This window comes from Streptomyces sp. NPDC055103 (genome assembly GCF_053607625.1).
Genome location: NZ_JBSGTX010000093.1, coordinates 1 through 18,853, shown reverse-complemented (window position 1 = coordinate 18,853; position 18,853 = coordinate 1). Strand labels below are relative to the sequence as shown.

16 protein-coding genes are annotated in these 18,853 nt (G+C 72.7%); 8 read left to right on the top strand and 8 right to left on the bottom strand.

Features of this window, described 5'->3' with window-relative positions; genetic code table 11:
* The first annotated feature begins 165 nt into the window (after positions 1 to 165).
* Genes ACWFR1_RS36275 through ACWFR1_RS36260 form a run of 4 tightly spaced genes read left to right on the top strand, consistent with a single transcriptional unit; the run spans position 166 to position 4,499 of the window.
* Positions 166 to 3,030: a nitrate- and nitrite sensing domain-containing protein gene (locus ACWFR1_RS36275; protein WP_453559267.1), complete on the top strand. Its 2,865-nt coding sequence runs from the start codon at positions 166 to 168 to the stop codon at positions 3,028 to 3,030.
* A complete protein-coding gene (locus ACWFR1_RS36270) occupies positions 3,027 to 3,476 on the top strand; it encodes a roadblock/LC7 domain-containing protein (protein WP_453559264.1) in 450 nt (149 codons plus the stop codon). The genes ACWFR1_RS36275 and ACWFR1_RS36270 overlap by 4 nt, the downstream gene beginning before the upstream one ends.
* A gap of 11 nt (positions 3,477 to 3,487) precedes the next feature.
* Positions 3,488 to 3,913: a DUF742 domain-containing protein gene (locus tag ACWFR1_RS36265; RefSeq protein ID WP_453559261.1), complete on the top strand. Its 426-nt coding sequence runs from the start codon at positions 3,488 to 3,490 to the stop codon at positions 3,911 to 3,913.
* Positions 3,894 to 4,499, top strand: coding sequence for a GTP-binding protein (locus ACWFR1_RS36260; RefSeq protein ID WP_055644647.1), 606 nt, complete (start codon positions 3,894 to 3,896; stop codon positions 4,497 to 4,499). Before ACWFR1_RS36265 ends, ACWFR1_RS36260 begins: the two co-directional genes overlap by 20 nt.
* A 59-nt stretch (positions 4,500 to 4,558) precedes the next feature.
* On the opposite strand, the gene ACWFR1_RS36255 is transcribed toward ACWFR1_RS36260, so the two are convergent.
* The 3 genes from ACWFR1_RS36255 to ACWFR1_RS36245 all read right to left on the bottom strand — a co-directional run bounded on the left by ACWFR1_RS36255 (position 4,559) and on the right by ACWFR1_RS36245 (position 7,118).
* Positions 4,559 to 5,716, bottom strand: coding sequence for a lipid-transfer protein (locus ACWFR1_RS36255; RefSeq protein WP_453559283.1), 1,158 nt, complete (start codon positions 5,714 to 5,716; stop codon positions 4,559 to 4,561).
* 26 nt (positions 5,717 to 5,742) lie between these two features.
* Complete coding sequence (locus tag ACWFR1_RS36250; RefSeq protein WP_453559258.1) at positions 5,743 to 6,216, bottom strand: Zn-ribbon domain-containing OB-fold protein; 474 nt, start codon at positions 6,214 to 6,216, stop codon at positions 5,743 to 5,745.
* Between the two features lie 80 nt (positions 6,217 to 6,296).
* Entirely contained in the window at positions 6,297 to 7,118 is an 822-nt protein-coding gene (locus ACWFR1_RS36245; protein WP_453559255.1) for a M15 family metallopeptidase, read from the bottom strand.
* Between ACWFR1_RS36245 and ACWFR1_RS36240 the strand changes: the two genes are divergently transcribed.
* Positions 7,117 to 7,689 carry an NUDIX domain-containing protein gene (locus ACWFR1_RS36240; protein WP_453559252.1) on the top strand — a complete coding sequence of 191 codons (573 nt, stop codon included), beginning with the start codon at positions 7,117 to 7,119 and terminating at the stop codon, positions 7,687 to 7,689. The genes ACWFR1_RS36245 and ACWFR1_RS36240 overlap by 2 nt on opposite strands.
* A 125-nt stretch (positions 7,690 to 7,814) precedes the next feature.
* Here ACWFR1_RS36240 and ACWFR1_RS36235 read toward each other — a convergent pair whose 3' ends face one another.
* A complete protein-coding gene (locus tag ACWFR1_RS36235; protein ID WP_453559249.1) occupies positions 7,815 to 10,217 on the bottom strand; it encodes a glycoside hydrolase family 31 protein in 2,403 nt (800 codons plus the stop codon).
* A 214-nt stretch (positions 10,218 to 10,431) separates the two neighbouring features.
* Here ACWFR1_RS36235 and ACWFR1_RS36230 point away from each other — a divergent pair, with 214 nt between their 5' ends.
* A complete protein-coding gene (locus tag ACWFR1_RS36230) occupies positions 10,432 to 12,402 on the top strand; it encodes an acetoacetate--CoA ligase (protein WP_453559247.1) in 1,971 nt (656 codons plus the stop codon).
* 76 nt (positions 12,403 to 12,478) lie between these two features.
* Here ACWFR1_RS36230 and ACWFR1_RS36225 read toward each other — a convergent pair whose 3' ends face one another.
* Positions 12,479 to 13,798 (bottom strand): aminotransferase class I/II-fold pyridoxal phosphate-dependent enzyme, encoded by a 1,320-nt coding sequence (locus ACWFR1_RS36225; RefSeq protein WP_453559245.1) that lies wholly within the window; start codon positions 13,796 to 13,798, stop codon positions 12,479 to 12,481.
* 45 nt (positions 13,799 to 13,843) lie between these two features.
* Here ACWFR1_RS36225 and ACWFR1_RS36220 point away from each other — a divergent pair, with 45 nt between their 5' ends.
* Together ACWFR1_RS36220 and ACWFR1_RS36215 are read left to right on the top strand one after the other, a co-directional pair.
* Positions 13,844 to 15,130 carry an MFS transporter gene (locus ACWFR1_RS36220; RefSeq protein WP_453559243.1) on the top strand — a complete coding sequence of 429 codons (1,287 nt, stop codon included), beginning with the start codon at positions 13,844 to 13,846 and terminating at the stop codon, positions 15,128 to 15,130.
* A gap of 23 nt (positions 15,131 to 15,153) precedes the next feature.
* Positions 15,154 to 16,044, top strand: a complete 891-nt coding sequence (locus ACWFR1_RS36215) for a hypothetical protein (RefSeq protein WP_453559240.1) — start codon at positions 15,154 to 15,156, stop codon at positions 16,042 to 16,044.
* A 79-nt stretch (positions 16,045 to 16,123) separates the two neighbouring features.
* Here ACWFR1_RS36215 and ptsP read toward each other — a convergent pair whose 3' ends face one another.
* From ptsP to ACWFR1_RS36200, 3 genes are all read right to left on the bottom strand, one after another.
* Positions 16,124 to 17,794: a phosphoenolpyruvate--protein phosphotransferase gene (gene ptsP, locus ACWFR1_RS36210; protein WP_453559238.1), complete on the bottom strand. Its 1,671-nt coding sequence runs from the start codon at positions 17,792 to 17,794 to the stop codon at positions 16,124 to 16,126.
* An 80-nt stretch (positions 17,795 to 17,874) separates the two neighbouring features.
* On the bottom strand, positions 17,875 to 18,324 hold the full coding sequence (locus ACWFR1_RS36205) for a PTS sugar transporter subunit IIA (protein WP_453559235.1): 450 nt from the start codon (positions 18,322 to 18,324) through the stop codon (positions 17,875 to 17,877).
* A 268-nt stretch (positions 18,325 to 18,592) separates the two neighbouring features.
* A partial coding sequence (locus ACWFR1_RS36200; RefSeq protein ID WP_453559232.1) for a hypothetical protein occupies positions 18,593 to 18,853 on the bottom strand: 261 nt, incomplete at its 5' end.

Genomic DNA, 18,853 nt, shown 5'->3' with positions numbered 1-18,853 from the left:
CGACAGGCTGAAAATCGTCCGGACATGCCTTCGAGATGGCCGTGATGCAGTAGTAGGCTCACGCCGCCATTTGTTTGAAACCGAAGGTTGACGTCGCGTGTTGACGCACGATGTCACGAACGTGCAGGACCTCCGTGGCGCGCGGGGGTCGAGCTGGGGGAGGCCATGCGCTTTCGCGGGAAGTCCATCCGCCGGAAGATCGTGGCGTTGCTCCTCGTACCGCTCGTCTCCCTGACCGGTCTGTGGGTCTTCGCGACGGCCCTGACGGGCCGCGAGGCCGACCAGCTCCTCGACGTCGGCTACATCGTCGACAAGGTCGGCTACCCGCTGGAGGACACCGCCCGCGTCATCCAGCTCGAACGCCGCCAGTCGCTCATCTACCTCGCCGACCCCCGGGGCTCCACCGCCCTCGCCTCCCTCCGCGAGACCCGCCGGGCCACCGACCGGCAGATATCCCGGATCCGTGCGAACGCCGCCGACCCGGGCGTACGCGAGGAGATGCGGCCGGTCACCACCCAGCGGCTCAACTCCCTCCTCACGGCCCTCGACGACCTGGATTCGCTCCGCCGCTCCGTCGAGAAGCGCAGCATCGGCCGGATGCAGGCACTCGAGTTCTACAACCGGCTCGTCGACCCCTGCTACAGCTTCCTCATCACCCTCCACGCCCTCGAGAACGTGGAGATGGACAAGCAGGGCCGCTCCCTCGTCGGCATCACCCGCGCCCGTGAGGTGCTCTCCCGCGAGGACGCCCTCGTCCTCTCCGCCCTCGTCGCGGACCGGGTCACCGCCCCGGAGATCCGCGCGATCTCCGACCTCGTCGCCCACCGCGAGCAGTTCTACGAGGTCAACCTCGAACTCCTGCCGACCGCCGAGCGCGAGCGCTTCGAGAAGTACTGGGCAGGACCCGAGACCGCCGCGCTGCGGACCGCCGAGAAGGCCATCATCGACGAGGGCCCCACCGACGAGCCGCGTGCCGTCACCGCCGCGTACTGGCAGGAGGAGGCGAGCCCCGTCCTGGACGAGCTCGCCCGCGAGAACACCGCGGCGGGCGACCGCTACCAGGACCGCGTCCAGCCCGCCGCCTACAGCGTGCTCCTCAAGGTCGGCGTCGCCGGCGTCCTCGGCTTCCTCGCCCTGCTCGCCTCGATCGTCATCTCCGTCCGCATCGGCCGGTCACTCGTCCACGACCTGCGCCGCCTCCAGAAGGAGGCCCAGGAGGTCTCCGGCGTGCGCCTGCCCAGCGTCATGCGCCGGCTCGCCGCCGGCGAGCACGTCGACGTCGGGACCGAAGTGCCCCACCTCCGGTACGGGCAGGACGAGGTCGGCGAGGTCGGCCAGGCCCTCAACACCCTCCAGCGCGCCGCCGTCGAGGCCGCCGTCAAGCAGTCGGAACTGCGCCGCGGCGTCTCCGAGGTGTTCGTCAACCTCGCCCGCCGCAACCAGGTCCTGCTCCACCGTCAGCTCACCCTCCTCGACACCATGGAGCGGCGCACGGAGGACACCGACGAGCTGGCGGACCTCTTCCGGCTCGACCACCTCACCACCCGTATGCGCCGCCACGCCGAGGGTCTCGTGATCCTGTCCGGCGCCGCCCCGTCCCGACAGTGGCGCAAGCCCGTCCAGCTCATGGACGTGGTCCGCGCCGCCGTCGCCGAGGTCGAGGACTACGAGCGGATCGAGGTGCGCCGACTGCCCCGCCTCGGCGTGGGCGGCCCCGCTGTCGCGGACCTCACCCACCTCATCGCGGAACTCCTGGAGAACGCCACGGTGTTCTCGCCCCCGCACACCGCCGTGCAGGTGCTCGGCGAGCGCGTTGCCAACGGCTTCACCCTGGAGATCCACGACCGCGGCCTCGGCATGAACGCCGACGCGCTGCTCGACGCCAACCTCCGGCTCGCCGAGACCCCCGAGTTCGAGCTGTCGGACACCGACCGCCTCGGCCTCTTCGTGGTCAGCCGGCTCGCCCAGCGGCAGAACGTCCGCGTCTCGCTCCAGACCTCCCCGTACGGAGGGACCACCGCGGTCGTCTTCATCCCGGCCGCGCTGCTCACCGACGCGCCCGAGACGCAGGGCGCCGGATTCCGTCTGGACCGCAAGACCACGGACTCCAACGGCCTGGACCCGCGGACCACGGACCCCAGGACCCTGGAGCGCGCCGGCACCGCCGACGGCGCCGACCCCCTCGACGACCCCACCGGACCCACCCCGCTGCCGACCCGCCGTCCGGTGCTCGCCAGGGTCCCGGACGTGACCGAGACCCCCGGCGTCCTGGACGGCCCCGTCGAGCTGGAGGCGCCGCTCGACGCCGACGAGTTCGACGTGCTCTTCGACCGGTCCGCGGACCTCCTCGACACCGAGAGCGAGCGCGGCGGCCTCTTCCGGCCCCGCGACCGCCGCCGCTCCGGCCTCGCCCCGGCCGGCGAGCAGCACCACCTGGCCCCCGACCAGACCACCGGCCGCGGCGAGGACGACGCGCCGCACGCCGACGGCGCCGCCCGTGGCCCCGTCCCGCTGCCGCGCCGCGCCACGCCCGTGCTCGTCGTGGACCACGGCCGCCGCGTCGACGAGCCGGGCAGGTCGCACCCCGCGCAGGGCCCCGAATCCGCGCAGGGCCCAGGGTCCGGCCTCACGTCGGGCCCCGTGTCCGTAACCGGCCTCACACCCGGCCCCGTGCCCGTACCCGCCCCCGTACCCGCCCAGGGGCCCACCCTCGTTCCGGTACCGCCGGAGGGCCCCGTGGGGGCCGAGGCCCCCGAGCCGTTCGGCGGGCTGCCCCGCCGCGTCCGGCAGGCCCATCTCGCGCCCCAGCTGCGCGAGACCGAGGGCCGGGCCGACCGCGGCGCCGGAGCGGACGCCGAGGACCGTACGACCACCGGTGCCGACGGGCCCGACTCCTTCGAGCGCGACGCCGAGGAGGTACGCGCCCGCATGGCCGCCATGCAGCGCGGCTGGCAGCGCGGACGACGGCACACAGCGGACCCGGACGACACGTCAGCACCAGGAACGACACCCGAGGGGGACGGTCGATGACCGCACCGAACGCCGCAGCACCCAGCACCACCTCCGCATTCGGCCACGGAAACGGCGAGCTGAACTGGCTCCTCGACGAGCTCGTCCAGCGCGTCGGGTCCATCCGCAAGGCCCTGGTGCTCTCCAGCGACGGACTGCCCACCGGCGGCTCGCAGCAGCTGACCCGCGAGGACGGCGAGCACCTGGCCGCCGTGGCGTCCGGCTTCCACAGCCTCGCCAAGGGCGTCGGCCGTCACTTCGAGGCGGGCAGGGTCCGCCAGACGGTCGTCGAGCTGGAGGACGCCTTCCTCTTTGTCACGGCCGCCGGCGACGGCAGCTGCCTGGCCGTCCTCGCCGACGCCGACTCCGACGTCGGCCAGGTCGCCTACGAGATGACCCTGATGGTGAAGCGGGTCGGGGCCCACCTGACGACGGCCCCCCGGACCGGCCTGCCCTCCGGAGGGTGAGTGGGACGGGCATGAGTGACGCAGCCGAGCCGAACCAGGCGACCGAGGGCCGGAACCCCGGCCACCATCACTGGTTCGACGCCGATGCCGGGCCGGTGGTCCGTCCGTACGCGATGACCCGCGGCCGGACGAGCGCCGCCACCCGCCATCGTCTCGACCTGATCGCGCTGGTGGTCCCCGAGCCCGCCGCCGACGACCCCGGCCGTGACCAGACGCTCTCCCCGGAACACGTGGAGATCGTCGAACGCTGCTCCGAGCAGCCCCAGTCGATCGCCGAGCTCGCCGCAGGACTCGACCTCCCCGTCGGGGTGGTCCGGGTCCTCGTCGGCGACCTCGTCGAAGACGAACTCGTCCATGTGACCCGCCCCGTTCCGCCGGCAGAACTGCCGGACGTGAGCATCCTCCGCGAGGTGATCAATGGCCTTCGGGCGCTCTAGCCGCAAGAAGCCGCTCGTCGAGCCGGTGACCCTGAAGATCCTCGTCGCGGGCGGGTTCGGGGTCGGCAAGACGACGCTGGTGGGCGCGGTCAGCGAGATCAGACCCCTGCGCACCGAGGAGATCCTCAGTGAGGCGGGGCGGCCCGTCGACGACCTCCACGGCGTCGAGAACAAGACCACCACCACGGTCGCCATGGACTTCGGCCGGATCACCCTCCGCGAGGACCTCGTCCTGTACTTGTTCGGGACCCCCGGCCAGGACCGCTTCTGGTTCCTGTGGGACGAGCTCGCGCAGGGTGCGCTGGGGGCGATCGTCCTCGCGGACACCCGCCGCCTGGAGGACAGCTTCGCGGCCATCGACTACTTCGAGCGGCGCGGCATCCCCTTCACGGTCGCCGTCAACTGCTTCGAGGGCGCCCGGCGGTTCCCCGCCGAGAGCGTGCGCGGCGCACTCGACCTGGACCCCGAGGTCGAGCTCCTGATGTGCGACGCCCGGGACCGGGAGTCGGTGAAGAACGTCCTCGTGGCGGTCGTCCAGCACGCCCTCGTCCTCGCGGACAGGAGCCACGCGCCAGCCACCACCTGAGCTGAACCCCCTCCTCAGGGAGGGGGTTCAGCTCACGGCCCGGGCCGGCGCAGAGAGGTTCAGCGCACCACCACCACCGCCGACCCGTGCCCGAAGAGGCCCTGGTTCGCGGTGATGCCGACGCGCGCCCCGGGCACCTGCCGGTCGCCCGCCGCGCCCCGCAACTGCCAGGTCAGCTCGCAGACCTGGGCGATCGCCTGCGCGGGCACGGCCTCCCCGAAGGAGGCGAGACCGCCGCTGGTGTTGACCGGCAGCCGTCCGCCCAGCGCCGTGACCCCCTCGCGCAGCAGCTTGGCGCCCTCGCCCGTTCCGCACAGCCCGATGTCCTCGTACCACTCCAGCTCCAGAGCGGTGGACAGGTCGTACACCTCCGCGAGCGACAGGTCCTCGGGCCCGATCCCCGCCTCCTCGTACGCGGCCCGCGCGATCGAGGCGCGGAAGCCGTGCGCCGCGGGGGAGACCGCGACCGCCGAGTCGGTCGCGATGTCGGGCAGGTCGAGCACCGCCTTGGGGTACGTGGGAGAGACCGTGGACACGGCCCGGACCCGCACCGGATCGGCGTGCCCGTGCCGGCGCGCGAACTCCATGCTGGACAGGACGAGCGCGGCGCCTCCGTCCGAGGTCGCGCAGATGTCGAGGAGCCGCAGCGGATCGGCCACGACCGCGGAGGCGGCGACCTCCTCGGCGGTCACGCGCGTGCGGTAGCGGGCGAGCGGATTGAGCGCGCCGGCCGCCGCGTTCTTCACCTTGACCTGCGCGAAGTCCTCGGTCGTGTCGCCGTACAGGGCCATCCTGCGGCGGGCGTAGAGCGCGAAGTACGCGGGGTTGGTCGCCCCGAGCACCCGGAACCGCAGCCAGTCCGGATCGTCCGGCCGCTCGCCGCCGGACGGCGCGAGGAACCCCTTGGGTGTCGCGTCGGCGCCGACCACCAGGACCACGTCCGCGAGCCCGGCCAGGATCTGGGCTCGGGCGGTCCCGACGGCCTGCGCACCCGAGGCACAGGCCGCGTACACACTGGTGACCCGCGCGCCCTGCCAGCCGAGGGCCTGGGCGAAGGTCGCCCCCGCCACGTATCCCGGGTAGCCGCACCGCATGGTGTCCGCGCCGACGATCGAGCCGACGTCCTCCCAGCCCAGACCGGCGTCGGCGAGCGCGGCGCGGGCGGCGGCCGTCCCGTAACCGACGAAACTCCGGCCCCACTTGCCCCACGGGTGCATGCCGGCCCCGAGTACGGCGATGTCGTTCACGACCGCTCCTCCCGTTCCTCACCCGAGACGGGCCGCCAGTTCCAGGTGGTCCAGGTGTGCAGGTCGTCCTCGTTGAGGACGCCTGGCACCACCTCGACCTCCGTGCCGACGGCGAGATCGGCCGGTCGCACCCCAGGAGCCGCCTGCCCGAGGACCACCATCGCCTCGGCCGCCAGCTCCACGGCCACGAGCGTGTACGGCTCCCAGGGCGTGTCCGGATCGGAGACGTACGGGGCGGGCGGCCGGTACCGGCCGTCGGTGTACGCCCAGACCCGGCCGCGCGGCGAGAGCGGCACCTCGGCGAGCTCGCCGCCGCCCGGGCACCCCGGATTGCGGCACCAGTCGTCCTCGCGCGGGAAGAAGACCGAGGCACAGGCCGTACAGCGGGTCCCGAGCAGCCGGAAATCCGCCTCCGGCACCGTGTCGTCGGTGAACCACCGGGCCACCACCGGTCTGCGCGTCCGTGCCATCAAGGCCTCCCGTGCCGTCGGTCACCACTGACCTGACGCATCGTCAGAAGTGTGGCACGGGTGCTCCGGGCGGGGAAGCCTCAGTGCCCGGCCACCGACCTCCGCGCCACCGGGAAGTCGAAGAACGTGGCCGGGAACGGCTCCGGCTTGAACGTGAAGTGCCACCACTCCTCGGGCAGGTTCACGAACCCCTGCTCTCCGAGCAGGCCCTTGAGGAGCTGCCGGTTGGCCCGCTGCTCGCCCTGGATCCGCGGGTCGTCGGTGTGCGAGCGGGTGTCGAAGCAGTCGTACCCCGTCCCCATGTCCACGGAGTTGTCCGGGAACCGCTCCTCCCGCGGCGCGTAGCACTCGACCAGGTCCTCGCCCGGCACGTACGCGCGCGTGGGCACCGCCGGCAGCCGCACGACCGTCAGGTCCACGGTCGAACCCCGGCTGTGCCCCGACTTCTCCGCGATGTAACCGTCCGCGAACAGCCTCGACTTGTCGACGAGGGGATAGAACTCCCCCTTCATGCGCTCGTCCTCCAGGTCCTTCGCCCAGCGCACGAAGTGGTCGACGGCCCGCTGCGGCCGGTAGCAGTCGTACACCTTCAACGTGTAGCCCCGGGCCAGCAACCGCACCTGCGCGCGGTGCAGCGCCTCGGCAGCCGGCCGGGTCAGGATGCAGAGCGGCTGCCGGTAGCCGTCGATCGGCTCGCCGACGAAGTTGTGCGCCGTCGTGTAGCGCATCTCCTGGACGATCGTCCGGTCCACCGAGCTCAGAGCCACGAACTCCCGTGGGGCCTTGGGCTCCGGCACGGCGGAGGCCGGGGGAGCGGGGGCGACGACAGCACCCGTCACGGCGAGCAGACCGGCCGCGGCGGTGAGGGCGAGGGTACGGAAAGCGGAAGTTAGTCCTGTCATGCGCACCGTCTATCAGTTCCGGCAGCGCCGGGAAAGGGTGATCGCATACGGTCGGGCCGTGAACGACTCCCACAGCTCCCACTGCACCAGCTGCGGCGCCCCGCACGCGGCCGACGCCGGCTGGCCCCGCACCTGCCCGACCTGCGGCCACACCGCCTACCGCAACCCGCTGCCCGTTGCCGTGGCCCTCCTCCCCGTCATGGACGGGGAACGGGGAACGGGACTCGTCGTCATCACCCGCACCATCGAGCCCCAGCGGGGCGGGATCGCCCTGCCCGGCGGCTTCATCGACCACGCCGAGGACTGGCGCGCCGCCGTCGCCCGCGAACTGCGCGAGGAGACCGGCATCGAGGCCTCCGCCGGCGACGTCCGCCTCGCCGACGCGATGAGCTCCCCGGCCGGCCATCTGCTGCTCTTCGGCCTCCTGCCGCCCCGTGAGGCCTCCGCCCTCCCGCCCTCGGCACCGACGGACGAGACGATCGGCCACCACCTGCTCCACGCCCCTGAGGAGCTGGCGTTCCCCCTCCACACGGAGGCGGTACGGAAGTGGTTCGCGGGGGAGTACGGCTGAGCTGCCGTCACCTCATCGCCCCGCGCAGGCGGGCCGACCTCTCACAGCCCCCGCACCGCCATCCTCATCCCCCACACGGCCCCACCCCTCACAGCCCCCGCACCGGCAGCCTCATACCCCGCCCCTCACAGCCCCCGCACCCGCACCGGCAGCGCCACCTCCTCCACCCCGTCGTCCGTGACCCGCTCCACCACCACCCGGCCGTCCACGAGCCGTGACTGGTACCGCTCGATCTCGGCCGGCTCCCAGCCGTCCCCGGTGTCCCGGACGACGAGCCCGCCACCCGTCCGCCCCGCGGCGGGCGCCCACACCTCCAGTGCCGGTCCGTCCCCGTCCCCGTCGCCGCGCACCGGGAGCACCGCCCCCGCCCGGGCCAGCACCGGCACCCGGGAGAGCGGCGCGTCGAGCAGTACCTGCCCCGGACCCTCGTACGCCCGCCCCGTCGCCGTGTCGTACCAGCGGCCGCGCGGCAGCCGGACCGCCCGCTGGTCGGCGCCCCTCGTCAGGACCGGCGCCACGAGCAGCGCGTCCCCCAGCAGGAACGCGTCCTCGCAGTCGCGCAGCCCCCGGTCCTCCGGCGTCCCCCACCACACCGGGCGGACGTACGGCGCGCCCGTCATCCGCGCGAGCCGGGCCAGCGTCTCGAAGTACGGCCGCAGCCGTTCCCGTTCGGCCAGTGCCACGCGCGCGTGCTCCAGGGCCTCGGGGCCGAACTCCCAGGGTTCGCGCCGCCCCGCGTCGATCGCCGAGTGCGTACGGAAGAACGGGAGCCACGCCCCCAGCTGGAACCAGCGCACGTACAGCTCGGGCGACGGAACCCCGTCGAAACCGCCCACGTCCGGCCCGGAGTACGGCACCCCGCACAGCCCGAGCCCCAGCACCAGGGAGAGCGAGGCCCGCAGCCCCGGCCACCCGGTCGACACGTCGCCCGACCAGGTGCCGCCGTACCGCTGCATGCCCGCCCAGCCGGAACGGGAGAAGAGGAAGGGGCGCTCGTCGGGCCGCAGCCGGCGCAGCCCCTCGTACCCGGCCCGGGCCATCGTCAGTCCGTACACGTTGTGCGCCTCGCGATGGTCACCGCCCCGCCCGTCCAGGGCGTGCCGGGCAGAGAGCGGCAGCGTCATGTCGCCGAACGGCGCGAAGGACACCGGCTCGTTCATGTCGTGCCACACCCCGGAGAAGCCCTGCCGGAGCCGCTCCTCGTACAAGCCGCCCCACCACTCCCGTACGGCCGGATCGGTGAAGTCCGGATACACGCACTCACCCGGCCACACCTCCCCGCGGACCTCCCGCCCCCGGGCGTCCCGGACGAAGGCCCCCGCCGCCAGCCCGCCGTCGTACACGGCGTTCCCCGGCTCGGCCTTCACCGCCGGGTCCACGATCGACACCAGCCGCACGCCCCGCTCCCGCAGCTCCGCCGCGAGCCCCGGCAGGTCCGGGAACCGCTCGCGGTCCACGGTGAACACCTGGTTTCCGTCGTAGTGGTCGATGTCCAGGTGTACGGCGGACAGGGGGAGCCCCCGCTCCCGGTACCCGTCGACCACCCGGCGCACCTCCCGCGCGCTGCCGAACCCCCAGCGCGCGTGCTGGGGCCCGAGCGCCCAGGACGGCGGCAGCGCGGGCGCGCCCGTGAGCGCCGCCCAGCCGTGCAGCACGCGCGCGGGGGTGCCGACCACCACCCAGCAGCGCAGCGGCCCGCCCCCCATCCGGACCTCGCTGGTCCCCGGCCGGTCGTGCCCCGACCCGGCACCCTCCTCGCCCTCGGCGAGGGTGACCCGTCCGTCCCAGGAGTTGTCGTGGAACGCGAGGTGCGACCCGGCGTCCGAGACGACGAACTGCACGGGCATGGTGAGGTACAGCGGATCGTCCCCGGGGACGAAGCCCCCCTTGGGGTCGGTGTTCCACAGCCGGTACGAGCCGTCGCGCAGGCGCGGCCCCGCCGCCCGCCCGCCGAGCCCGAAGAAGCGCGCGTCCGCCGGGACCTCACTGCGCTGCACCCACCGAGAGGCCGTACCGACGGTCGCCCCCTTCGGCGCTCCGGCCTCCACCTCGGCATGGTCGGCCCCCACCGGGTCCCACCAGCGCGGCGGCAGGTCCCGGCGCAGCATCACCCCGCCGGGCGTCCGGACCTCCACGGCCCCGTGACGGGAGACCGCCACCGTCACCCGCTCCGAGACGATCCGCCACCCGCCGTCGGTGTCCGGCTCCAGGGAGGCCCGCGGGTCGGGCTCCGGTGCCTCGCCGGCCAGCGCGTACGACGGAAGGGGCGCCGCCCCGTCCCAGCCCCAGAACACCGCGCCGCCCGCCGACACACAGATCCGCAGCGAGGAACGCGCGAACCGGACGATCCCTCCGCCCGGCAGCGCCTCGGCCCCCGTCGCGAGCCCCGGCACCCGCGCCCGCTCCGCCCCCTTCGGCGGCAGCCCCCACGCGTCCGTACGCCGCTGCCGCCACGCCGCCCGCACCGTCCGCAGGCCCCGCGTCACACCGAAGACCTTGATCGAACGCACCAGTTCCCGACCGTTCATGGTGATCACCCTGCCACCCACCAGGGGCGATACCGGCTTCGTTCAACTTCCGTTCACCCGTGGTGGGGGCACATATTCAACTACCCGACCATGGGCGGGCAGACCTGGTGCGAAAGACGATCACATGGCATCGTCCTGTCAGCCGCGTCGCGCGCACACCCCAGCACGTGCGCGGGACACACGCCGACCCCGCGTACAGCCAGGGAGCAGCACCATGACATCAGCGCAGACCGAGCCGCTCTGGCAGCCGGACGACGAACGCATCGCCTCGGCCGCCGTCACCCGCTTCCAGGCCTGGGCGGCCGAGCACCACGGCGCCCCGGCCGAGGGCGGCTACCCGGCGCTCCACCGCTGGTCGGTCGAGGAGCTCGAAGCCTTCTGGCAGGCCGTCGCCGAATTCTTCGACCTCCGCTTCGCCACCCCGTACGAGCGGGTCCTCGGCGACCGCTCCATGCCCGGAGCCGACTGGTTCCCCGGCGCCACCCTGAACTACGCCGAGCACGCCCTGCGCGCCGCGGACGAGCGACCCCATGAGACGGCCCTGCTCCATGTGGACGAGACACATGAGCCCGCGCCGACCACCTGGGCCGAGCTCCGCCGCCAGGTCGGCTCCCTCGCTGCCGAACTGCGTACCCTCGGCGTACGCCCCGGCGACCGCGTCAGCGGCTACCTGCCGAACGTCCCGCAGTCCGTCGTGGCCCTCCTCGCCACCGCCGCCGTCGGCGCCGTGTGGACCTCCTGCGCCCCGGACTTCGGCGCCCGCAGCGTCCTCGACCGCTTCCAGCAGGTCGAGCCCGTCGTCCTCTTCACCGTCGACGGCTACCGCTACGGCGGCAAGGAGCACGACCGCCGCGAGACCGTCGCGGAGCTCCGCTCCGAACTGCCCACTCTGCGCGCCGTCGTCCACATCCCGCTCCTCGGCACCCCGGCCCCCGAGGGGACCCTCGCCTGGGACGACCTCGTCGCCGCCGACGTCGAGCCGGTCTACGAGCAGGTCCCGTTCGGGCACCCGCTGTGGGTCCTGTACTCCTCCGGCACCACCGGCCTGCCGAAGGCGATCGTCCAGTCCCAGGGCGGCATCCTCGTCGAGCACGTCAAGCAGCTGGGCCTCCACTGCGACCTCGGCCCCGACGATGTGTTCTTCTGGTACACCTCCACCGGCTGGATGATGTGGAACTTCCTCGTCTCCGGCCTGCTCACCGGCACGACCGTCGTCCTGTACGACGGCAGCCCCGGCTACCCCGACACCGGCGCCCAGTGGCGCGTCGCCGAACGCACCGGCGCCACCCTGTACGGCACGTCCGCCGCGTACGTCATGGCCTGCGCCAAGGCGGACGTGCACCCCGGCCGGGACTTCGACCTCTCGGCCGTGAAGTGTGTGGCCACCACCGGCTCGCCGCTGCCGCCCGACGGCTTCCGCTGGCTCCACGACGAGGTCCGCGAGGACCTGTGGATCGCCTCCGTCAGCGGCGGCACCGACGTGTGCTCCTGCTTCGCGGGCGCCGTCCCCACGCTCCCCGTCTACATCGGCGAGCTCCAGGCCGCCGGCCTCGGCACCGACCTCCAGGCCTGGGACCCCTCCGGCAAGCCGGTGATCGGCGAGGTCGGCGAGCTCGTCGTCACCAACCCCATGCCGTCCATGCCGATCCACTTCTGGAACGACCCCGACGGCAGCCGCTACCGCGACAGCTACTTCGAGATGTTCCCGGGCGTCTGGCGCCACGGCGACTGGATCACGATCACCGAGCACGGCTCCGTCGTCATCCACGGCCGCTCCGACTCCACCCTCAACCGCCAGGGCGTGCGGATGGGGAGCGCCGATATCTATGAGGCCGTCGAACGCCTCCCGGAGATCCGCGAATCCCTCGTGATCGGCCTGGAGGAGCCGGACGGCGGCTACTGGATGCCGCTCTTCGTCCACCTCGTCGACGGCGCCACCCTCGACGAGGAGCTCATCGGCCGCATCAAGCGGACGATCCGCACGGAGCTCTCCCCGCGTCACGTCCCCGACGACATCATCGAGGTCCCGGGCGTCCCGCACACCCTCACCGGCAAGCGCATCGAGGTCCCGGTCAAGCGCCTCCTCCAGGGCACCCCCCTGGCCAAGGCCGTCAACATCGGCTCGGTCGACGACCTCGGTCTCCTCCACTTCTACGAGACCCTGGCAGCCACCCGAAGGCCCTGAACGCCCACGAGACGAGGCCGGTCCCCGAAACAGGGCCCGGCCTCGCGCCCTCCTCCCGGACCGGCCGCACCTTCCGTCACCCTCCGTACGTCGCCTGCGCGTCCCCGAGCACGCCGGCGAAGTCCGCCGCGAGCCGCACCGCGTCCGCCGGCGCCAGCGTCGCCGTGGTGATCCGGACGGCCGGCGGAGCGGCGATCCGGAACCGCGCACCCGCGGCGACCCACCAGCCGTGCGTCCGCAACCCGTTGACCACACCGGACTCGTCCCGCACACGCACCCACACGTTCAGTCCGCTCGCCCCCACCGCGCGGATCCCGTACGCGCCGAGCGCGCCGATCAGCCCGGCCCGCCGTTCCGCGTACGCGGCCTCGCCCGCCGCGACCAGCTCCCCCACCGCCCCGTCGACGAGCAGCCCGGTCACCGTCTCCTGGAGGACGTGACTGACCCAGCCCGAGGTCATCAGCATCCGCCCGTCATGCCGCGCGAGCGTCACCGCGTCGCACGCGACCCCTGCCCAGCGCAGGTCGATCCCGAGGTGCTTGGACACGGTCCTCACCTGTGCCCACCGGTCGAGCCCCGCCGCCGCGAGCGTGTACGCGGCGGCCCCGCCGACCTCCGCGTTGTGATCGTCCTCGACGACGAGGACCTCGGGGAACTCCCGTAGCACAGCGACCAGTTCGTCCCGCCTCGACCGTGTGAAGAACGCGCCGGTCGGACACTGCCCGCGCGGACTGCACACCACCGCGCGTACCCCGCCCCGCAGGGCCGCCCGCAGCGATTCCGGTACGAGCCCCTCGCCGTCCACCGCGACCGGCACCATCCGCAGCCCGAGCGCGGGCACGAGGTCGAGCAGGTGGTGGAAGCCCGGGTCCTCGACGGCCACGGCGTCACCGGGCCGCAGCTCCGTCGAGAGGAGCCGCGCGATGCAGTCCAGCGCGCCGTGCGCGAAGGTCACGTGCTCCGCGGGCACGCCGTCCCGTTCGAACCAGTCCCTGGTCAGCGCTTCGAGCGCCGGGAGGCGCGGTGCCGCGCGATGGGAGCCGTACACCGGTGCCACGGCCGTAGGCGGGCGCAGTACGGGCAGGAACGCGGGGTCGGGGTGGCCACCGGCGAGGTCGACGAGCCCGGCGGGCACACGCGGGGGCCGCCGGGAGGCCACCGCAGGCACGTCCGCGACCACCGTCCCGCCCCGGCCGCGCGTGACGATCAGCCCCCGCTGCCGCAACTCCTTGTACGCCGTCGCCACCGTCCCCGGACTCACTCCGAGCTCGTCGGCGAGCCGCCGCACCGGTGGCAGGGCATCGCCCGGCGCGAGCCCGCCCTCAGCCACGCCGCGCTCCACGGACGCGGCGATCCCCTTGGCCGTAGCCCCATCGATCACATATTGTGCTGCCACGTAACGCATTATGTATCAATACAAAAGAACGCGCAAGGGGGACCCATGAGCCGCGCCACCCGTCCGACCCGTCCACCCCTCAAGGACCGCATCCCCGGCGGCCGCGACGGCCGCCGCATGCTGCTCATCGGCTTCATCGACAAGTGCGGTACCGGCCTCTGGTCCACCGCCATGGCCCTCTACTTCACCTACGTGACAGGGCTGGGCCTCGGCCAGGTCGGCCTCCTCATCGCGATATCGGGCGCCGCCGGAATCGCGGGAGCCCCACTCGGCGGCCGCCTCGCCGACCGCTTCCCCCTCGTCCGCGTGATCATCTGCACCCAGCTCCTGCGCGCCGCGGCCCTCCTGGCCCTCCTCACCACGGACGACTACGCGCTCCTCGTCGCCCTCTCCGCCGTCGGCGCCCTCCCCGACCGCGCCACCAACGTCCTCACCAAGCTCTACGCGGCCCGCGTCGCCGGCCCCGACCGCGTCCGCTACCAGGCCATCAACCGCACCACCTCCAACATCGGCTGGACCCTCGGCGGCCTCGGCGCGGCAGCGGCCCTCGCCGTCGGCTCCACCACCGCCTTCCAGCTCCTTCTCGTCGGCGACGCGATCTCCTACCTCGTCATGGCGGCGCTCACCCTCCGCTGCGCCGAACCGCCCGCCCCCGAGACCTCCCGTGTCGTCGCCGCCTCCACCGACGAGACCCCCACCGCCAAGCCGTCCAACCCCTGGCGGGACCGGGGCTTCCTCGCCTTCACCGCCGGCGACGGCGTCTTCTTCCTCCACGACTCGATCCTCCAGGTCGCCCTCCCCCTCTGGATCGTCCACGCGACCGAGGCCCCCGTCGGCCTCGCACCTCTCCTGTTGGTCCTCAACAGCGCCCTCGTCGTCGTCTTCCAGGTCCCGCTCTCCCGCTTCGGCGCGACCACCGAAGCCGCCTGCCGCCTCTACACCCCGCTGGCGGTCCTCTTCGTGACGGGCACCCTCGCCGTCGCCGCCTCCGCCCTGACCGGCCGCACCCTCGCCGTCACCGCACTGATCACCGCGGCCGTCGTCCTCACCTTCGCCGAGATGATCCACACCATCGCCTCCTGGGAGATCTCCGTCGCCCTGGCCCCGGGCGACGCCCAGGGCGCCTACCTCGGCGTCCACGGACTCGCCCAGTCCACCCAGCGCTTCGCGGGCCCCCTCCTCATGACGGGACTCGTCTCCACGGGCCCGCTCGGCTGGCCCTTCCTCGGCGCGGCCCTCGTCGCCACCTGCGCGGCACAGAACCGCCTGGTCCGCCGACGCCTCCCCCAACCGTCACTGTCAGTGGTCAAGGTTACGGTGAGTGAGCACTGATCGGACCGTCACCAGGGGGAGACATGACCAGGACCGGCACCACCACGACCCACCTCCGACGCGCCCTGCGCCGCGAGGTCCCCAGCACCGTCGGCCTCCTCGCCGACGCGCGGGACTTCGCCGCCATGCGCCGCTACCGCACCTTCGCCTTCGACGACCACACGACCTACCTCCAGCAGATCGAGGCGCTCCTCAAGACCCTCGCCACCCAGGGCGGACACACGACGGTCACCCTCTTCGACCCCGAGGAGTACGAGGCGTACTGCGCGGAGACCGCGATCGCCCCGGACGACCCGACGAGCCGCAGCCGCTTCACCGCGCACCTCGCGACCACAGGAGCCCGCGTCACCTACACGGGACAGCCCCTCAGCACCCTCCTGCCCGAGCTCGTCGACACCGCCGTCCGCAGGGCGACCTGGGAGTACGCGACCACCGTCCTCGCCACGGCGGGCGACTGCGCGACCTGCGGCAAGGACATCGGCAAGGCGGCCTTCGCCCAGGCCTCCCGCCTGCTGGTACGCCTCCTCGAAGCGGCGGGCCCTGGAGCCCACCACCTCGTCTGCAGCGTCCTTGCCGCCGACGACCAACTCCTCGCCGTCCTCCACGCCCTCGGCGGAACCACCCCCGAAGGCAGCGAGGCAGCGGAGTTCACCGCCGTCCTCGCGGCCGGCATCGCCCTCGCGGCCCCCGGCGGCCTCGTCCTCCGCACCACGACGCCCACCACCCGCGACCGCCTCCACGGCTGGCGCCTCACCGACGGCACACTGACCCCCCTCACCGAGGCGGAGGTCTTCGCCGCCTACTGCACCGACGCCGACACCGGAGAGCCCCTCTCCCCGGAGCCGGGCGTCGACTACCGCGCGGGCTTCCCCCTCGCCCCCGACCCCGACGACGACTGGCCCGCCCACCACTGACGCCGAACGCCGAAGGGGCTCCCCGCCACCAAGGTGACGGGAAGCCCCTTCTACCAGTACGTCAGCACCGGCCCGGGATTCACTCCCCGGACAGCACCGCCTGCGCGGCGAGACGCGCCTCGTGCGCCGTGTCCGCGGCCCGCGCCGCGGCCGCGGCCCGCTCGCACTGCGCCAGCGTGTACTTGGCGAGCGTCGCCCGCACGTACGGAATCGACGCGGCACCCATGGACAGGGAGGTGACCCCCAGACCCGTCAGGACACAGGCGAGCAGCGGGTCCGCGGCGGCCTCGCCACAGACACCACAGCTCTTGCCCTCGGCCTTGGCGGCCTCGGCGGACATCGCGACCAGGTCGAGCAGCGCCGGCTGCCACGGGTCCTGGAGCCGCGACACGGCCCCGACCTGACGGTCGGCGGCGAAGGTGTACTGCGCGAGGTCGTTCGTGCCCAGCGACAGGAACTCGACCTCCTGGAGGATCGAGCGAGCCCGCAGCGCGGCCGACGGAATCTCGACCATCGCACCGAACTTCGCCCGCAGCCCCGCCTCACGGCACGCGTCGGCGAAGGCCTTCGCGTCCGTCCGGTCGGCCACCATCGGCGCCATGACCTCGAGGTACACGGGCAGCCCCTCGACCGCCTTCGCCAGCGCGGTCAGCTGCGTCCGCAGCACCTCCGGGTGGTCGAGCAGCGACCGCAGACCGCGCACACCGAGCGCCGGGTTCGGCTCGTCGACCGGCGTCAGGAAGTCCAGCGGCTTGTCCGCACCGGCGTCGAGCACCCGCACGACGACACGGCCCTCGGGGAACGCCTCGAGCACCTTGCGGTAGGCCTCGATCTGCTTCTCCTCGGACGGAGCCTGCTTGCTGTCGTCCAGGAAGAGGAACTCCGTACGGAACAGACCGACGCCCTCGGCACCCGCCTCCACCGCGGCCGGCACGTCCGCCGGACCGCCGACGTTGGCGAGCAGCGGCACCTTGTGACCGTCGGAGGTCGCACCAGGACCACTGGACGAGGCCAGCGCGGCCTTCCGCGCGGCGGCGGCCTGCGTCAGCTCCGCCTTCTTCTCCTCGCTGGGGTCGACGAAGAGCTCACCGGTCGAACCGTCGACGGCGATGAGCGTGCCCTCGGCGATCTCACCGGCGCCCGGCATCGCGACGATGGCCGGCACACCGAGCGCCCGCGCGAGAATCGCGCTGTGGCTGGTCGGCCCGCCCTCCTCCGTCACGAAACCGAGCACGAGCGTCGGGTCGAGCAGCGCGGTGTCGGCGGGCGCGAGGTCCCGCGCGATGAGCACGTACGGCTCGTCACTGTCGGGCACACCGGGCATCGGCACACCGAGCAGCCGCGCGACGATCCGGTTCCGCACGTCGTCGAGGTCGGCGACGCGCCCGGCCATGTACTCTCCGGCACCCGCGAGCAGCTCCCGGTAGTGCGAGAACGCGTCGTAGATACCGCGCTCCGCGGTGCTGCCGACCGCGATCCGGCGGTCGACGTCGGCGATGAGCTCCGGGTCCTGGGCGATCATCGCCTGGGCCTCGAGCACCGCCTGCGCCTCACCACCGGCGAGATTGCCCCGCGCGTTGAGGTCCGCGGCCACAGCCTCCACCGCCTGACGGGCGCGCCCCTGTTCGCGCTCCGCCTCGTCGGCCGGAATCTGCTTGGCCGGCGGCTCGAGAACCGCCGTGCCCATGTGCCGGACCTCGCCGATCGCCACACCGTGGCTGACGCCGACGCCTCGCAGCGTTGTCTCCATCTCACCCGTCTCCGATTGAGCGACGGCCCCGGCCGCCGCGTTGAATGTCGAACTCGCGGTCGTCACGAGGACGAACCGGCTCAGCTCCAGCCGAAGAGCTGGTCGCCGGCCTTCACGTCGCGGTCCTCGGCGACCTCGGAGAGCGAGTCCGCGGTGGCCTCAAGGGCCACGATGGGACAGATGGGGGACTTGCCGGCGGCCTCGACGGTGGCGGGGTCCCAGCGCACGACGGCCTGTCCGCGCGTCACGGTGTCGCCCTTGTTGACGAGGAGCTCGAAGCCCTCGCCGTTGAGCTGAACGGTGTCGATACCGAGGTGGGTGAGTACCCCGTGCCCCTCGCTGTCGACGACGACGAAGGCGTGCGGGTGCATGGAGACGACGACCCCGTCGATGGGGGACACCACCTCCGAGGGCTCACGCACGGGATCGATGGCGGTACCGGGACCGACCATCGCACCGGAGAAGACCGGGTCGGGAACTGCGGCGAGACCGATGGCGCGTCCAGCAAGCGGCGACGTCACGGTTGTCATGGGAAGCCTCCCAGGGGCGGAGATTGTGTGGCGCCGTCACTACCTGTCCTGGACGGCGTACTGTTCAGAAGCGTAAGTCATGAGAAGTCCTAGTTACGCACGAGACGTACCACTTGGCGCACCTAGGGCTACCCCGAAACGATTTGCGTCTACTGACGGTGGGATGTACTGTCGTACTCCTGCCTGACCCCAACGCGGCCTTGAGTCGCGGGTCGGCAGCACCTATCAAGCCAGATCCTAACCCCAGTGGTCTACACCTCTGCGTGCGTCAGCTCGCCGGAGGAGTGGTCAGGGGGACCGAGAAAGCCTGGTAATGTTTGACCCCGCCGGGAACGGAAACGCGGAAGCGAATTCCACGTCCGGCGCCCCACTCCAGCGGGTGACAGAAACGAGAAATCGGGTCTGCTAAGCTGGAAACACGAAACACCGAAGGGAAGCCCGGAGGAAAGCCCGAGAGGGTGAGTACAAAGGAAGCGTCCGTTCCTTGAGAACTCAACAGCGTGCCAAAAATCAACGCCAGATTAGTTGA

Excerpts from the sequence above, each read along its gene's own strand:
- ACWFR1_RS36255 (WP_453559283.1), bottom strand. The coding sequence starts at position 5,716 with ATGCACCCGTGGGGCAAGTGGGGCCGGAGTTTCGTCGGTTACGGGACG.
- ACWFR1_RS36245 (WP_453559255.1), bottom strand. The coding sequence starts at position 7,118 with ATGACAGGACTAACTTCCGCTTTCCGTACCCTCGCCCTCACCGCCGCG.
- ACWFR1_RS36220 (WP_453559243.1), top strand. The coding sequence starts at position 13,844 with ATGAGCCGCGCCACCCGTCCGACCCGTCCACCCCTCAAGGACCGCATC.
- ptsP (WP_453559238.1), bottom strand. The coding sequence starts at position 17,794 with ATGGAGACAACGCTGCGAGGCGTCGGCGTCAGCCACGGTGTGGCGATC.
- ACWFR1_RS36265 (WP_453559261.1), top strand. The coding sequence starts at position 3,488 with ATGAGTGACGCAGCCGAGCCGAACCAGGCGACCGAGGGCCGGAACCCC.
- ACWFR1_RS36240 (WP_453559252.1), top strand. The coding sequence starts at position 7,117 with ATGCGCACCGTCTATCAGTTCCGGCAGCGCCGGGAAAGGGTGATCGCA.
- ACWFR1_RS36270 (WP_453559264.1), top strand. The coding sequence starts at position 3,027 with ATGACCGCACCGAACGCCGCAGCACCCAGCACCACCTCCGCATTCGGC.
- ACWFR1_RS36235 (WP_453559249.1), bottom strand. The coding sequence starts at position 10,217 with ATGAACGGTCGGGAACTGGTGCGTTCGATCAAGGTCTTCGGTGTGACG.
- ACWFR1_RS36260 (WP_055644647.1), top strand. The coding sequence starts at position 3,894 with ATGGCCTTCGGGCGCTCTAGCCGCAAGAAGCCGCTCGTCGAGCCGGTG.
- ACWFR1_RS36250 (WP_453559258.1), bottom strand. The coding sequence starts at position 6,216 with ATGGCACGGACGCGCAGACCGGTGGTGGCCCGGTGGTTCACCGACGAC.
- ACWFR1_RS36215 (WP_453559240.1), top strand. The coding sequence starts at position 15,154 with ATGACCAGGACCGGCACCACCACGACCCACCTCCGACGCGCCCTGCGC.
- ACWFR1_RS36230 (WP_453559247.1), top strand. The coding sequence starts at position 10,432 with ATGACATCAGCGCAGACCGAGCCGCTCTGGCAGCCGGACGACGAACGC.
- ACWFR1_RS36275 (WP_453559267.1), top strand. The coding sequence starts at position 166 with ATGCGCTTTCGCGGGAAGTCCATCCGCCGGAAGATCGTGGCGTTGCTC.
- ACWFR1_RS36205 (WP_453559235.1), bottom strand. The coding sequence starts at position 18,324 with ATGACAACCGTGACGTCGCCGCTTGCTGGACGCGCCATCGGTCTCGCC.